Source organism: Actinomadura fibrosa (assembly GCF_900659615.1).
Classification (GTDB): domain Bacteria; phylum Actinomycetota; class Actinomycetes; order Streptosporangiales; family Streptosporangiaceae; genus Spirillospora; species Spirillospora fibrosa.
On record NZ_CAACUY010000124.1, the window covers coordinates 13,517 to 28,192 of the forward strand.

Below are 14,676 nucleotides of genomic sequence, written 5' to 3' on the forward strand. Positions count from 1 at the left end.
ATCTCCGTGGTCCGCGCTCGCCGCACCCTGGCCTCCCTTGACGTATAAGTTAGGCTTACCTAACTAAGGCATACCTAACCACTGGAGGAGCGCAATGAACAACCCCCGTCCCAAAGTCCGGCTGTCGCGGGCGCTCGGGATCCCGCTGACCCCGAAGAGCGTGAAGTACTTCGAGGCGCGCCCGTACCCGCCCGGCGTCCACGGCCGGGCCCGCAAGCAGGAGTCCGACTACAAGGTGCGGCTCCGCGAGAAGCAGCGGCTCCGCGCGCAGTACAACATCCGCGAGGCGCAGCTCCGCAACGCCTTCGCCAAGGCCGCGAAGGTCGAGGGCAAGACCGGCGAGGCGCTGATCGTCGATCTCGAACGCCGCCTCGACGCACTGGTCCTGCGCGCCGGTTTCGCCCGGACGATCTACCAGGCCCGCCAGTTCGTCGTGCACCGCCATGTCCTCGTGAACGGCCGCCGGGTGGACCGCCCGTCCTACCGGCTCCGCCCGGGCGACGTCATCACGATCGCCGAGCGCAGCCGCTCCATGGTCCCGTTCCAGGTCGCCGCGGCGGGCGGGCACACCGAGACCGTCCCGCCGTACCTCGACGTCCGGCACGACGCGCTGGCCGCCCAGTTCACCCGCCTGCCCGAGCGCGGCGAGATCCCGGTCATCTGCGACGAGCAGCTCGTCGTCGAGCACTACTCCCGCTGATAACGGGTTCGGGCGGAGCCCTGGGGGCCTGGGGGTCCACCCCCAGAGGGTGCACAGCTCCCGCCGGGGGTATGGACAGCCGTCCGCCTCCATCGGTTAGAGTCAACCTAGCGATTGCTTGGCTGCACTTCCGATGGAGGCCCCAGGACATGATCGAATTCCATCCCGTGACCAGGAACATCGGCGCCGAGGTCACCGGCGTCGACCTGAGCAAGCCCCTGGACCCCGAGCAGACCCAGCAGATCCGCGACGGCCTGCTCACGCACATGGTGCTCTTCTTCCGCGACCAGCACATCAGCGACGAGGAGCACGTCGCGTTCGCCAAGCAGTTCGGCACCGCCAACCTGCCGCCGATGAACACCTCCGGCAGCGCCGTCCACGTCCTCGACCAGACCGACCCGAAGGGCGAGGGCGGCGACTCCTGGCACAGCGACAACACCTTCATGAAGACCCCGCCCATGGGGTCGCTGCTGCGCGCGGTCATCCTCCCCGAGGTCGGCGGCGACACCAACTGGGCCAACATGTACCTGGTCTACGAGTCGCTCGCCCCCTGGCTCCAGCGCCTGGTGGACGACCTGTACGCCGAGCACGACCTGACCATGTCGGTCACCAAGGCCATCGACAAGGGCCACCGCATGGACCTGCGCGCCATGCAGGAGAAGAACCCGCCCGTCGTCCACCCGGTCGTCCGCGTCCACCCGGAGACCGGCCGCAAGGCCCTCTACGTCAACCGCTCCTCGGTGACGCGCCTCATCGGCCTGTCCCGCCGCGAGAACGAGGCGATCCTGCCGCTGCTGTTCGACGCCGTCCGCGACCCGCAGTTCCAGGTCCGCCTCAAGTGGCGCGTCGGCACCCTCGCCTTCTGGGACAACCGCCCCACCCAGCACTACGCGGTCGCCGACTACACCCAGCGCCGCAAGATGCACCGCGTCACGATCAACTGCCCCGAGGACATCGACGACGGCGTCCCGAAGGGCCCGAACGGCGTCACCGGCGCCGACGCCCCCGCCGAACCCGCCGCCGCGAGATACCTGTAGCGCCCGGTTCAAGCGACGACGAAGCCAGAGCCGTCCACGTCGTGCGGCCGGTGAGCCCAGGGAAAGATCACCGACCGCACGACCCCCGGCCGCACACCACGCCTGAGGGCGGGGCCGTGTCGGTCGCGTGGCCGCCGAAGCGGGCGATCGCGCAGAACGGCGCGCGGGAGTGCCGCGCCGTCGTTTATGGTGATCTTGATGCGTTCGCGCCGTAGGCCACATGCCGTCCGGGATCACGGGTTCCGTTCCGCCAGCCCGCCGCCGCGATGACCGGCCTCCAGTGGCCCAGGTGGCGTAGAGCGCCGCGCTCGGCCCGGCGCAGGGTCATCGCCGCGGCGGTCGCCATCGCTCTGGTCGGCGGAGTGGCGCTGACGGTCGTGTGCGCGCAGAGCACCGACGACCCGGGCGTGCCCGGTAACCCCCGACAGGCCGCCCTCGTTCGCTGCCCGCCGACCCGGCCGAACGACTTCAACGGCGACGGCAAGCGCGATCTGGTCGCCGCCTACACCTGGGATGTCACCACTACCAGGGAGAACGGTCGGGTCAGAGAGATCGACGGCGAGCGTGAGATGCTCGACGGACGGCCCGCTCCCAAGGGCGGCTTCCTGACGATCGTCTATGGCGGCTCCGGACGCCGGCAGGTCATCTCCCAGTCCACCCCCGGAGTCCCCGGCGAGCCGGAGTCAGAGGACGACTTCGGATCGCGTGCGGCGTCGGCCGACCTCAACGGCGACGGCTATTCCGATCTGCTGGTGGCCGCCACCCACGAAGTGTCCTCGGAGAGGCCCGGAGACGATGTCGGGCTCACCGGGCGGATCACCCTGCTCTACGGCGGCCGCAAGGGCCTGACGACCAGCGGAGCCCGGCGCTTCCCCAACGGCGGGCAGCCGTACACCATGGCGGTGAGCGATCTCGACTGCGACGGCTCACCCGAGCTCGCGGTGGCCTACCGCGAGCGCGTCCGCGTCTACCGCAATCCGGCCACGGGAGATCGCCTGGTCGCCGTGACCACGCTCGATCACCATGACATCGTGAAGTCCGCCGTCAGCGACTTCACCGGCGACGGCTATCCGGACCTCGCCCTCTTCGACGTGGAGCATGGCATCGGTTCCCATCTCTACGTCTACAAGGGTTCACCCGGCGGGCTGGTCTCCAGGCCATCCCTCGACAGCCATCTCGGATTCTTCGACCTGGACCTCGCCGCCGACTTCGACGGAGACGGCCGTGCCGAACTGGTCCGCCGCGAGCATAGCGGTCAGATGGATTTCCTCCAGATGACTGCCGATGACAAGCTCAGGCCCCTGACGACCGCCGTCCACCCCATCGGCCACTTCCCCGAAGCGATCGCCGTGGGCGATGCCGACGGTGATGGCAGAACGGATCTCGCGATCGCTGATCTCGATGAGACGGTCGTCATGTACGGTGGCGGCCGGACCTTGGGCGAACGGCGCAGGCAACGCTTCTCCGCCACGTGCCCCGGATTGCCGGGGGATGACGAGAAGGGACCCGTCGACCTCCGCGAGCCCAGTGTCGCCTTGACGGACATGGACGGAGACGGCCGGGCCGAACTGGCCTTCGACATGGTCGGCAGGGCGGGCGCGGCCGCGGTCTGCGTTCTCCGCGGCACCGCCGGCGGGATCACCACTGACGGGCTGCGCACCGTTCCCCTCATCGGAGACAATCGTCAGGGCATGCCCCACCTTCACAAAGTGGACTTGTACTGACCATTTCCGTCCGCGACTCGGAAGCGCACTCTCCGACGGTCACGGATGGCGGGTTGTGCGGGGACGCGGTGTGCGGGCGGTCCTCAAGGTCTCGGAGGCGAGGTCCTCGGGGGAGGCGGCATGTCCCCCATAGTTCGACGAACGACCGGATCGTCTTTCCTGGCTAGCGGAGGGCGCCTAGTTCTTCGCGGGCTGTTTGGCGGAGGGTTCTTAGGGCCTCTACTAGGACGGTGCGTTGGGTTTCCGTTAGAGGGCCTGTGAAGTGGCGGTGCAGGGTTTCGGCGTGGACGCGCATCGCTTCGTCCAGCTTGGCGGAGCCCGCGTCGGTCAGTTCGACCATCTGGCGGCGGCGGTCGCCGGGGGCGGCGCGGCGGCGGACCAGGCCGGCCTCCTCCATGCGGTCGATGAGGCGGGTCATGCCGCCGCTGGTGAGGATCAGCTCGTCGGCGAGGCCGCCCATGGAGCGGGGGCAGCCGGCGCCCGCGGGCGACAGGCGCAGGAGCACCTCGAAGACCGCGTGGCGGATGCCGCAGCGGCGCTCCAGCTCGCGTCCCGCGATGCGTTCCAGGGCCTCGGCAGCGCCCAGGAGCGCGCCGAACTCGTGGATCACCTCGTCCGGAACTTCGGCCGGGCCGGGCCTCGCATGTCCGCCAGCGCGTTCCTCGTTCCGATCCGTCACCGTTGACATGATCCCGCCTTCGTCGTACTACATCGACCCCAGGCAGTGGAACTGCGCGAACAACCCCGCAGACGCGCCCGTCACCGGTGCAACGCGCGGCGCCCCGCGCGGCTTCCGCCGTGCGGGGCGCGGGGCGTCAGTTCTTCGGTGAGCCGCTCGACTTCGGGGTCGGGGACGTGCTGCCGCTCGGGGACGTCGTCGGCAGGCCGCTGGACTGCTGGTTCTGGTTCTGGTCGTTCACGCCGGACGGGTACTGCTTCGTGACCTTCCAGGTGCCGTCGATCTTGGCCAGGGCCAGCCGGAGCAGGGTCGCCGGGGCCGAGACCGCGCCGTCCTTGTTCTTGTACTGGATGTCGACCATGATGACGGCGGTCGCGAACCTGCCGTCCACGCTGCCGACGAAGACCTGCCCGGTCTTCGACGTGACCGCCACTTCGGGGCTGGTCTTGAACGTGTTGGTGAGGGTCGGCACCGTGCTGGACTTGAAGCTCTCCAGCAGGTCGCCGCCCAGCAGCTTCTGGGCCTTGTCCGTCTGGGTCTGGTAGTTGGACGCGTTGTAGTTGAACGCGACGTCGCCGTAGGCGGACGCGACCTTCGAGACGGCCGCCCGGTCGTCCTTCTCGGACGCCATGCCGCTCGCCCGCCGCCACTGCCAGATCGCGAGGCTCGCCAGCAGCGCGACGAGGACGACGACCACGACCGCCTGGGTCAGGCCGAGGCCGAACAGCGTCGGACGGGCCGGAGCCGTCTCCGCCGGGCTCTCCTCGTCCGGGGTCTCGTCCTCGGGCTCCTCGATGCGGGCCGGGCGGGCCTTGGGCGTGGGTTTCGTGGCGGGCCGTGTTTTCAGTGTCGGCTTCGGCTTGGCGGGGGGCGCCTTGGCCGCCGGACGGGCGGGCGGCTCCGGCTCCTCCTCGGCCTCGGCGGCGTCCTCGGCGTCCAGGGCTTCGAGGACCTCGTCGAGGTCCTCGTCGTCGATGACCTCGATGACCCGCACCCGCCGCTTGCGCCGGGCGGCCGGCTTGGCCGGCGCCTGCGCGGCGTCCTCGGGGGCCGTGTCCTCCCCGTCGCCGGTCTCGACCGCCTCGACCTCGGCGACCTCGTCGGCCGCGGGCCGCTCCTCCGCGGCGTCCGCGGCTCCCCTGGTGGTCTTGGCTGTCACTTCGGGTACTCCTCGGAATTGGGGTCAGTCCTTGCGCCGGCGGCGGAGCCGGGGCAGGCGGGACACCACGGGCACCGAGCCCATCATGACCCTGATCAGCACCATCAGTGCCAACACGGGGGGAATGTAGATCAGCCACATCGGGGGGCCGCCCGAGGTGTCCTTGCCGCTGTTCGCGGCGTTCCTGGCCTTCACGGTCTGCTGGTCGAGCGAGGGATCGTGGGTGGGGATCGTCTCGCCCGGGTTCTTCGCCCTGTAGGGCTTTTGCGCGGCGGTCACCGGGGAGCGTCCGCCCGTGCACGTCGGGATCTTGTTCACGCCCGGCTGGGCGAGGGGGTACTTGTACTCTACGGTCGCCAGCTTCTTCAGGGTGACCATGAACACCACGTTGAGGACGGGCTTGCCCTGGTCCTCGCCGATGACGTTGTCCAGGACGGTCCTGAGCTGCGGCGCGTTGGCGAGCGTCTTCCGCAGGTCGGCCAGGAGGTCGGGGTTGTGCTTCTTCAGGCCCCAGTTGCCGAGCGCGTCGACGGTGCACTCGAAGTCGGGGCCGGTCTTCGCGAGCAGGTCGTTGACGGTGGCCAGGAGGCCGGGGCCGTTGTCGCGCAGTTCGGCGATCTCGCCGCGGACCTGGCTGAGCGCGGCGGTGAGGGCGGCGAGGTTGTCGATGCCGGCGCCGAGGTCGCCGCGGTTGGCGTTGAGGACGCTCGTGATGCGGCCGAGGTCCTTGGTGAGGCCGTCGAGCAGCTCGGTGTTGTCGGCGAACGTGGCGGTGAGCTGGTCGCTGCCGTTGATGATCTGCCGGAGCGAGCCCTCGCGGCCCGACCAGCCCTCGGCGAGCTCGTGGGTGAGGACCTTGGCGTCGTCGGGGTTGATGGCGTCGAGCGTCTTGATGACGGCGCCGAACAGGTCGCCGTACTTCGGCGGGACCTTGGTCTGCGACACCGGGATGCGGGCGCCCGCCTTCATCGGCGGCGCGGCGGCGCCGCGGGGGCCGGGCGTGAGCTCGACGACCGGCTCGCCGACCGCGGACTTGCGGGCGGCGGCCGCGGTGACGCCCTCGGGGATCTTGACGTCGCGCTCCATGTCGAGCCTGACGACGACCTTGTCCTTCTCCAGCTTCACCGAGTCGATCTTGCCGACGCGGACGCCGAGGTAGTCGACCTCGAAGTTCGGGTGCAGGCCGGGCGAGGACTCGAACTCGACGGTGATGTGGTACGGCCGGTCGATGAAGTCGAAGTGGACGACGTTGTTGAACGCCCACACCACCATGATCACCGCGAGCGCGGCGAAGACCGCCAGGTTGATCGTCAGCCGTCGGGTCATCGGCGCGGCTCCAGGAGCTTCTCAAGGTCCGGCAGGGCGCCCTGAAGGTCCTTGGGGGGCTTGGTCTTCGAGGTCCCGCCGGCCGCCTTGGTCGGCTGGCCGTCGAGTCCCGGGATGACGGGCGATCCGTCCGGCCACGTGATGCGCAGGAGCGGGTAGAGCAGGAGCTGGCCGTCGTAGCTGGCCCGCGGCAGCTTCTGCTCGAAGGTGACCAGGCCGTTGACGAGGTCGGTGAGCCGCTTGCGGTTGTCGCCGAGCTGCTGGAGGACGGGGTCGATGTCCCGCAGCAGGTTCCGGAACCGGACGATGCGGCCTTCCAGCACCTTGTCGTTCAGCTCGGTGGCCAGCCGGGTCAGCCGGTCCACCGTCTTGATGATCTTGTACTTGTCGTCGTTGAGCAGCTTGGTGGTGCGTTCGAGCTGGACGGGCGCCTCGTTGAGCGCGTCGTCGCCGGCGGCGAGCGAGCGGCCGAGGCGGGCGAACTGGTCGACCGACTCGCCGAGCTCGCGGCGCTGGTCGGCGAACAGCGAGAGCAGGTCGCCGGCCTTCGCGATCGTCGAGTTCAGCTTGGCGCCGTTGCCGTCCAGGGCGGTCGCGCCGGCGTTGACGACGGTGGCGACGTCGTCGCCGGCGAGCGCCTTGATCAGCGGTCCGGCCTGCCCGACGACCTGCTCGAACGCGGGCTGGACGCTGGTGTCGGTGATCGTCGCGCCGGACGCGAGGAACGGGCCGCGGTCCATGCTGGTGCCGGGCGGCATCTGGAGGTCGACGTAGTTCTCGCCGAGCAGCGAGGTCACCTTGATCTCGGCGCGGGTGCCCCGCGGGATCCGGATGCCGTCCTTGACGCTCAGCGTCACCTTCGCCCGGTATCCGGCGAGCTCGACCTTCGTGACGCTGCCGATCGTGATGTCGGACATCTTCACGCTGTGCCCGGCGACGAGGCCCTGCGCGTCGTCGAACGTGGCGACCAGCTTGAGATGGCCCTTCTCCGCGCCGGCCGTCTTGTAGGAGCAGCCGGTGAGCGCGAGGACCGCGGCGGCGAGGAGCGCGAGCACGCGCCGGGGGCGGCCCGTCCCGGTGTCCATCACTTGCCTCCGTTCTGCCACGGGCAGTTGGAGTTGGGCTTCGGCAGCGGGCAGTCGACCTCGTCGGTGTTCATCAGCCCCTTGATCCAGGTCCGCAGGAACGCGTCGGTCGCGAACCGGATCTGGAGCGACTTGTTCTCGGGGTTGTAGCCGCCGATGAGCGCGTCGCCGATGCCGGGCAGCACGTTGACGAGCTGCGCGACCTGCTTGGAGTTGCCCTTCAGCACGAGCGCCGCCTGGGTGAGCACGGCCAGGTCGTACGGGAGCTGCCCCTTGTACTTCTTGAGCAGTTTCGCGCCGTTCTCCGACAGTTCCAGGACGCCGCGGATGAGCTGCTGGAGCTCGCCGCGCTCGGCGCTGAGCACGCGGGTCGCCTGGCCGAAGTCGCGGATCATCGAACCGAGGATCTGCTCGCGGCCCCGCACGACCCCGGCCAGCTGGCTGAGGTTCCGCGCGACCTGGATGAGCTCCTTGTCCTGCCCGGCGACGTTCTCGACCAGCCGGGCGCTCTGCTCCAGCGTCGCGTTGAACTCCCTGCCGTTGCCGTCGAGCGTGTCGGCGGCGGTGCCGAGGGCCTTCTGCATCTTGGTCGGGTCGAGGGCGTTCGCGAGGTTGGTGAACGAGCTGAGCGCGTCGTCCACCTCCACGGGGACGTGGGTGCGCTCGATCGGGATCGTGTTCGAGGTCTCCTTCGGCTGCCCCGGCTGCCACGCCGGATGCAGCACGAGGTTGCGCTCCCCCACGAGGTTCAGCGGGATGATCGACGCCTGCACGCCCCGGGGCAGCGGGACGTCGCGGCGGACGTGGAACGTCACCTTGATCTTGTCGCCCTGGTTCTCGACCTTGTCGACGAGGCCGACGTCCGCGCCCATCACCTTGACCTTCGACTCCTTGTAGAAGGAGCGGGCCTTCGGCACGTAGACGACCATCGTCCGCTCGCCCGACGCGGACGGGGCGAGCGAGCAGCCGCCGAGCGAGGCCGCCAGGACCAGGCCGAGCGCGCCCGCGACCGCCTTCACCCGGCTCATCAGTTGCCTCCCTGTGCCGGGCGCCGGGTGGAGATCGGGCCCGGCGGCTGGAGCGGTCCGAGGCCGGTGAGCAGGCCCTCCACCCAGGGGCCGTTGCCCTTGAGGTTGGCGACCTGCTGGAACGTCGGGCCGAGCAGCGAGAAGTCGGTGTTCAGCGCGTCCATGTTCGGCGCCAGCCTCGTGGTCAGCAGGTGCAGGTTGTCGAGAAGGGAGTCCAGCTCCCGCTGGTTCTGCGAGATGACGTTCGACAGCGTCCGGACGGTGCGGCTGCCCTGCCCGATCGTGGCGGCCAGCTCGTCGCGGCGCCGGACGAGCGTCTGGAGCAGCACCTGGCTCGCGTCGATGATCTGGCGGAGCTTCTCGTCCTTGGACGCGAGCGTCCCGGTGATCGTCTTGCTGTTGTCGATGAGCCGCTGGATCTCGGGATAGGAGTCGTTCAGCACCCGTGACACGGACTGGAGATTCTGCAGGATGCGGCGCAGCTTCGCCGACCCCGGCGACTGGATCTTGTTGACCTCGGTGAGCAGCTTGTCGACGCTCCTCTGGTCGAGCTTGCCGACGATGTTCTGCGCGCCCTCCAGCGCGTCCGGGACGGTGAACGGGACGCTGGTGCGCGCCAGCGGGATCCGCCGCCGCGACTCCGGCACGCTCGCCATGTAGGGGCGGGCCACCGGGCCGGACAGCCGCAGGTAGCGCCCGCCGAGCAGGGTCGTCGTCTGGATCTCGGCCCGGGTGTCGGGGCCGAGGTCGATCCCGGCGTTGACGTGCCAGGACACGATGATCCGGCCGTGCGCGAAGTCGGGTTTCACCGCGGTGATCCGGCCGGCCTTGACGCCGGCGACCCGGACGTCCTGGCCCTTCTTCAGCCCGGCGGTGTCGGCGAACTCGCCGCTCATCGTGTAGCCGCGGTCGAACAGGTGGAGCTGGCCGATGGCGAACGCGAACACGCACGCGGCGGTGAGCGCGCTGAGCGTCACGATCGCGACGATCCTGTGGTTGGCGTCCTTCAGCGACTTCAGGGCCATCAGTTCCCGGCCCCCTGTCCCTGGAGCATCGCCTTCAGCTTGGCGAGGTCGTTCTTGCTGGGCTGGTCCGTGCCGGGCGCCTTCGGGAGCTGCATCTCGAACGGGCACGGCCCCTGGACGATGTTGAGGCACAGCGCGTTCGTCCGCAGGTAGTGCCCGCCGTTGGCGGCGGCGAACAGCTGCCGCAGCGTCAGCGGCAGGCCCTGCACCATGCGTTCGAGCTGGTCGACGTTCAGCCGGAACGTCCCGGCGACCCTGCCGAGGTTGTCGATGATCCGGGCGAGCTGCGCGTCGTTGCCGCCGAGGACCTGGTTGAGGTTCGCGGTGACCCCGGAGATCTGCACGACCGCGTTCTCCAGCAGTTTGCGGTTGTCGGCGAACACCCGCGTCAGCGACTCCAGGTTGTCGACGCTCGCGGCGATCTGCCGGTCGCGGGTCGCGACCGCGTCGGTCACCGTCGTGTAGTTGTCGATCATGCCCTCGATGGTCTTCTTGCGCGCCGCGAACGTCTGGAGCAGCGCGTCGAGGTCGCTCGTCAGCAGCGAGATGTTCTGCTCGTTGCCGTCCAGCGCCTGCGCGAACGCGAAGAGGATCTTGTTGAGCTGGGCCGGGTCGAGGTTGCGGGTGAGCGGGCCGAGGCTGTTGACGATCTCGCCGAGGTCCACGACCGAGCGGGTGTGCGGGACCCGGTCGCCGTTGCCGAGCCGGCCCGCGCTCGTCCCGGGCTCCAGGTAGACGACCCGCTGCCCCATCACGTTGCGCCAGCGGATCGCGGCGGTCGAGTCGGACGGCACCCGCACGCCCCGGTCGACCGCCATCACCACCACGGCCTTGCCGCGCACGACCTTGATGCTCCTGACCTGCCCGACGGGGGTGCCCGCGACCTTCACGGCGTCGCCCTCCAGCAGGCCGGTGACGTCGTCGAACGTCGCGGTCAGCTTGTAGCGGGCCTTGAAGCTCGTGCCGAGGATCTGCTGCCCGATGTAGAACGTCAGCAGGCCCGTCAGCGCGATGAACACCGCGAACTTCACGATCGTGGAGTACTCGGGACCCCGCGCGGCCTTGCCGCGCGACCGCGGGCTCATCGGCGCGTCCCGGACGGCTGCGACGGGTCCGTCTTCATCTGGAACACCGTGCTGGACGGGGACGCCGGGCAGGCGTCGACGAACGTCTGGCACAGGTCCAGCGACAGGGTGTCCTTCGCCTGCGCGATCAGCGTCCCCTCGGGGCCCGGGACGCGGATGATCTGCGCGAGCAGCCCGAAGAACCCGTTCAGGCTGTCGATCAGCACGGGGACGTTGCGGAGCTGGCCGCGGACCACCGCCGCGGCGTCGCCCGCCCCGTCGATGATCTTCGCGAGGTTGGTGCCGTGCCCCTGGAGGGTCGTCCCGACGCGGTCGCCGAGCTCGGCGGACCTGTCCAGCAGCTGCGCGACCTTGTCGGGCTTCTCGCTGACGACGGCGGACAGCCGGTTGAAGTCGCCGGCGAAGCCCGTGATCGTGCCGCCGCGGTCGGCGAGCGTGCCCGACAGCCCGTTGATGTCGCCGAGCAGCGCCGAGATCGCCTGCCGGTCGCGCCAGGTGGCGTCCACGACGGTGGCGCCGTTGCCGATCGTCCGGCGCAGCGCCGGCCCCTGGCCGGACAGCCCCGCGCCGAACGTGTGCAGGATCGCGGCGACCTCGTCCGGGTTGATGGCCTTGGTCAGCCGGTAGGTGGGCCACGCCGTGTCGGACAGCTCCTGCGGGTCCCTGGTCTGCGCGACGCGCCCGCCGTCCGGCAGGTACGGGCCGCTCAGCTCGTGCGCGCCGAGGTCGAGGGAGAGGTCCTTCGGCCCGAACACCGACACCGGCTCGACGGTCGCGACGGTCGTGTCGGGGATCCGCACGCCCTTGTCGACCCGGAGCCGGACCGTGACGCGGCCGCTGCGGTCCAGCTTGAGCCGGTCGACGGTGCCGACCGCGATGCCGCGGATCTTCACGTCCGACTTGCCGGGGTCGAGGCCCTGGCCGGCCCGCCCGAAGCTCGCGTCGTAGTAGGTGGAGCCCGCGTGGGACGGCGTCGTCCCGACGGCCACGAGGATCGCGGCGGTCGCGATGACGCCGGCGCCGACCAGCCCGAAGACCGTCCGGGAGCGCTGGGAGAGGGACTCCTCGCTCATCCGGTCAGCCTCACGGTGCTGCCGTGGCCCCAGAAGATGTACGACAGGACCAGGTTCATCAGGATCATCAGGATCGTCGACTCCCGGATCGCCCGGCCCGCGGCGACGCCCACCCCGACGGGGCCGCCCGCCGCGTAGTAGCCGCGGTAGCAGTGGATGAACATGACGATGAACGCGAACACCGCGACCTTGATGACGCTGTAGAACACGTCGATCGGCGGCAGGTAGAGGTGGAAGTAGTAGTCGTAGATCCCGGGCGACAGCCCGAAGTACTGGATCGTGATGAACCGGGTCGCGAAGAACGCCATGAACAGCGACACGAGGTAGAGCGGCACCAGCGCGATGACGCCCGCGGCGACCCGCGTGCACACGAGGTAGGCCAGCGAGTTGATGCCCATGACCTCCAGCGCGTCGATCTCCTCGGAGATCCGCATCGCGCCGATCTCGGCGGTGAAGCCGGTGCCGACCTGCGCGACCAGCGCCACCCCCGCGATGATCGGGGTGACCTCGCGGACGTTGGAGTAGCTCGCGACCAGCCCGGTGAACGCCTCGGCGCCGATGCGCTCCAGCCCGGGGTAGCCCTGGAGGCCGACCATCGCGCCCGTCGCCAGCGACATCGTCGCGATCACGAAGATCATGCCGCCGCCGATCACCAGCGCGCCGACGCCGACGGTGATGTCGCTGACCTGCTTGGCGAGCGTCCTGCCGTACTTGCGCCGGATGACGATGTCGAACAGCAGGTGGTAGAGGACCCGGCCGAGGAAGATCGGCAGGTTGGCCGAGGCGGCGAGGCCGGCGGTCCGGACCCGGACGGCCCGGCCCAGCCTGCGGACGGGGGAAATGGCGACCATCAGAACCTCGGGGGGAAGAGGACCTGGTAGATCATCGTGATCACGTAGTTGGTCGCGAACACGACGATCGAGGTGACCACCACGGCACGGTTCACCGCGCGGCCGACGCCGACCGGCCCGTAGTCGCAGTTCATGCCCATGTAGCAGGCGACGGCCGCGGCGATGAAGCCGAAGATCCACGCCTTGAACAAGGTGATCATCAGGTCCGAGAACTGCAGCAGGGTGGTGGCGCCGTCGAAGAACGCGCCGGGGCTGACGCCCTGCTGGATGACGTTGAAGTAGTAGCCGCCGAGGACGCCCGCCAGGATCACCACCGAGCAGAGCAGCATCGAGACGGTGCTCGCCGCCCACAGCCTCGGGGTGACGAGGCGGTGGATCGGGTTGATGCCCATGACCTCCATGGCCGCGAGTTCGTCGCGGATGTTGCGGGCCCCCATGTCGGACGTGATCGCCGAGCCGCCCACGCCCGACACCAGCAGCGCGGCGGCGAGCGGCGCCACCTGCTGGATCATCGCGGCGACCAGCAGCGCGCCGGTCCCCGACTGGGCGCCGAGCTGCCGGGCGATGTCGCCGACCTGGAGCGAGATGGTGGCGCCGAGCGGCACCGCGATGAGCATCACCGGCACGCTCGTCACGCGGGCGAGGAACCAGCACTGCTCGACGAACTCGCCCCACCACTGGCGCAGGTCCCAGGTGCGGCGCAGCCCCTCCAGCAGGGTCACGCACAGCAGCCCGGTCTCGTCGAGCGAGCGCTCGACGCGTCTGCGTGCCAGGTCCGGGGCCTTTGTCAGGCTCAGGGCCATCAGCCGGAGCCCTCCCCCGAGGGGGTGGGGTGAAGGGTCATTCCAGCCTCCTTCGTGCTCGGACGTCGGCGCCCATCCGATACTCCGGTTCCGCCGTCCGCGGCGGCGCGCCTACAGGGGTCGTTCCGCGCCTCCGCGGCTCGGTCGGGAGCCGGGACCACCTGCGGCGCCGTCCGTCCTCGCGGACATTCCGGCACCGCCTGTGATCTGGAGCACTCTATTGGAAGAAGGTCTAAGAAGCGAGTACTTACATAACGATTTGTCCGAAGCTACGATCACGGCGTGCGAACCGAGGCGCGACGAGGCGCGGAAGCGGAACCGGGGGACGGCGTGGACCCGCTGGTCACCGGCATCAGGGATCGGTGGGAGGGGCAGGGCCTGCCCGGCGGCCCGTGGCCGTTCATGGCGCTCTGCTCGGTCGGCCGCCTCCAGCAGATGCTGACGAAGGGGCTGGACGCCGAGCTCAAGCGGTTCGGCCTCGGCCGGACCGGCTACTTCCTGCTGACCACGCTGGCGCTGACCAGCAGCGGGCAGGCGCGGCTGAGCACCCTCGGCCGGCTCCTCATGATGCATCCGACGACCGTGAAGCTGACCGTCGACCAGCTGGAGTCGGGCGGGCTCGTCACCCGCACCCGCCACCCCCGCGACCGCCGCGCGACCCTCGTCGGGATCACCGCGGAGGGACGCGAGCGGGCCGGCGCCGCCAACGCCGCGCTGGAGTCGCCGACCGGCGCCCTCGGCGCGCTCGGCGGCATGCACCGCGAGGTCTTCGAGGCGCTCCAGCCCGCCCGCCTCGCCGTCGGCGACGTCGAGCTGTAGCGCCTCGCGCCCGGCGATCCCAGCGGCGATTCCGCCAGTGATCCCCCGGTGATCCGTCGGCTGTCACGTCCTGAACCGTGAGTGACCTCGCTCGCGTATGTACTCTCGGACGACACAGATCCCGGGCGATAAGGCAGTCTTCCTCTATGCCACAGAGTCACGGCACCCGCAGGCGTCCCACGTCGCGGCTGCTGCGCCCCGGCGGCGCGATCGGCATCTCCTGGAACACGTGCGTCGGCCGCCGCGAGGACCTCGCGGCGATCCTCGCGGGCAGCGGCCTCG

General features: G+C 69.9%; 14 protein-coding genes. 4 read left to right on the forward strand and 10 right to left on the reverse strand.

Going from position 1 to position 14,676, the window contains the following annotated elements:
• Nucleotides 1–94 precede the first annotated feature (94 nt).
• From rpsD to E1300_RS30925, 3 genes are all read left to right on the forward strand, one after another.
• Nucleotides 95–700, forward strand: a complete 606-nt coding sequence (gene rpsD / locus E1300_RS30915) for a 30S ribosomal protein S4 (protein WP_131760632.1) — start codon at nt 95–97, stop codon at nt 698–700.
• A gap of 149 nt (nt 701–849) precedes the next feature.
• Nucleotides 850–1,737 carry a TauD/TfdA dioxygenase family protein gene (locus E1300_RS30920; RefSeq protein ID WP_131760633.1) on the forward strand — a complete coding sequence of 296 codons (888 nt, stop codon included), beginning with the start codon at nt 850–852 and terminating at the stop codon, nt 1,735–1,737.
• Between the two features lie 362 nt (nt 1,738–2,099).
• Nucleotides 2,100–3,461 carry an FG-GAP repeat domain-containing protein gene (locus E1300_RS30925; protein WP_165503065.1) on the forward strand — a complete coding sequence of 454 codons (1,362 nt, stop codon included), beginning with the start codon at nt 2,100–2,102 and terminating at the stop codon, nt 3,459–3,461.
• A gap of 163 nt (nt 3,462–3,624) precedes the next feature.
• Here E1300_RS30925 and E1300_RS30930 read toward each other — a convergent pair whose 3' ends face one another.
• The 10 genes from E1300_RS30930 to E1300_RS30975 all read right to left on the reverse strand — a co-directional run bounded on the left by E1300_RS30930 (nt 3,625) and on the right by E1300_RS30975 (nt 13,575).
• The gene (locus E1300_RS30930) at nt 3,625–4,140 is read right to left on the reverse strand and encodes a MarR family winged helix-turn-helix transcriptional regulator (RefSeq protein ID WP_242619495.1); all 516 of its coding nucleotides are present in this window, start codon (nt 4,138–4,140) and stop codon (nt 3,625–3,627) included.
• A 136-nt stretch (nt 4,141–4,276) separates the two neighbouring features.
• Complete coding sequence (locus E1300_RS30935) at nt 4,277–5,299, reverse strand: hypothetical protein (protein ID WP_131760636.1); 1,023 nt, start codon at nt 5,297–5,299, stop codon at nt 4,277–4,279.
• A gap of 24 nt (nt 5,300–5,323) precedes the next feature.
• Complete coding sequence (locus tag E1300_RS30940; protein WP_131760637.1) at nt 5,324–6,625, reverse strand: MCE family protein; 1,302 nt, start codon at nt 6,623–6,625, stop codon at nt 5,324–5,326.
• A complete protein-coding gene (locus E1300_RS30945) occupies nt 6,622–7,710 on the reverse strand; it encodes an MCE family protein (RefSeq protein ID WP_131760638.1) in 1,089 nt (362 codons plus the stop codon). The genes E1300_RS30940 and E1300_RS30945 overlap by 4 nt, the downstream gene beginning before the upstream one ends.
• The gene (locus E1300_RS30950; RefSeq protein WP_131760639.1) at nt 7,710–8,738 is read right to left on the reverse strand and encodes an MCE family protein; all 1,029 of its coding nucleotides are present in this window, start codon (nt 8,736–8,738) and stop codon (nt 7,710–7,712) included. Before E1300_RS30950 ends, E1300_RS30945 begins: the two co-directional genes overlap by 1 nt.
• Complete coding sequence (locus E1300_RS30955; RefSeq protein WP_131760640.1) at nt 8,738–9,763, reverse strand: MCE family protein; 1,026 nt, start codon at nt 9,761–9,763, stop codon at nt 8,738–8,740. Before E1300_RS30955 ends, E1300_RS30950 begins: the two co-directional genes overlap by 1 nt.
• Nucleotides 9,763–10,848: an MCE family protein gene (locus tag E1300_RS30960; RefSeq protein ID WP_131760641.1), complete on the reverse strand. Its 1,086-nt coding sequence runs from the start codon at nt 10,846–10,848 to the stop codon at nt 9,763–9,765. The genes E1300_RS30955 and E1300_RS30960 overlap by 1 nt, the downstream gene beginning before the upstream one ends.
• Nucleotides 10,845–11,921, reverse strand: coding sequence for an MlaD family protein (locus E1300_RS30965; protein ID WP_131760642.1), 1,077 nt, complete (start codon nt 11,919–11,921; stop codon nt 10,845–10,847). Before E1300_RS30965 ends, E1300_RS30960 begins: the two co-directional genes overlap by 4 nt.
• Complete coding sequence (locus E1300_RS30970) at nt 11,918–12,772, reverse strand: ABC transporter permease (protein WP_131760643.1); 855 nt, start codon at nt 12,770–12,772, stop codon at nt 11,918–11,920. The genes E1300_RS30965 and E1300_RS30970 overlap by 4 nt, the downstream gene beginning before the upstream one ends.
• Nucleotides 12,772–13,575, reverse strand: a complete 804-nt coding sequence (locus E1300_RS30975) for an MlaE family ABC transporter permease (RefSeq protein WP_131760644.1) — start codon at nt 13,573–13,575, stop codon at nt 12,772–12,774. The genes E1300_RS30970 and E1300_RS30975 overlap by 1 nt, the downstream gene beginning before the upstream one ends.
• A gap of 282 nt (nt 13,576–13,857) precedes the next feature.
• Here E1300_RS30975 and E1300_RS30980 point away from each other — a divergent pair, with 282 nt between their 5' ends.
• Nucleotides 13,858–14,394 carry a MarR family winged helix-turn-helix transcriptional regulator gene (locus E1300_RS30980; protein ID WP_242619496.1) on the forward strand — a complete coding sequence of 179 codons (537 nt, stop codon included), beginning with the start codon at nt 13,858–13,860 and terminating at the stop codon, nt 14,392–14,394.
• The last annotated feature ends 282 nt before the right edge of the window (nt 14,395–14,676 follow it).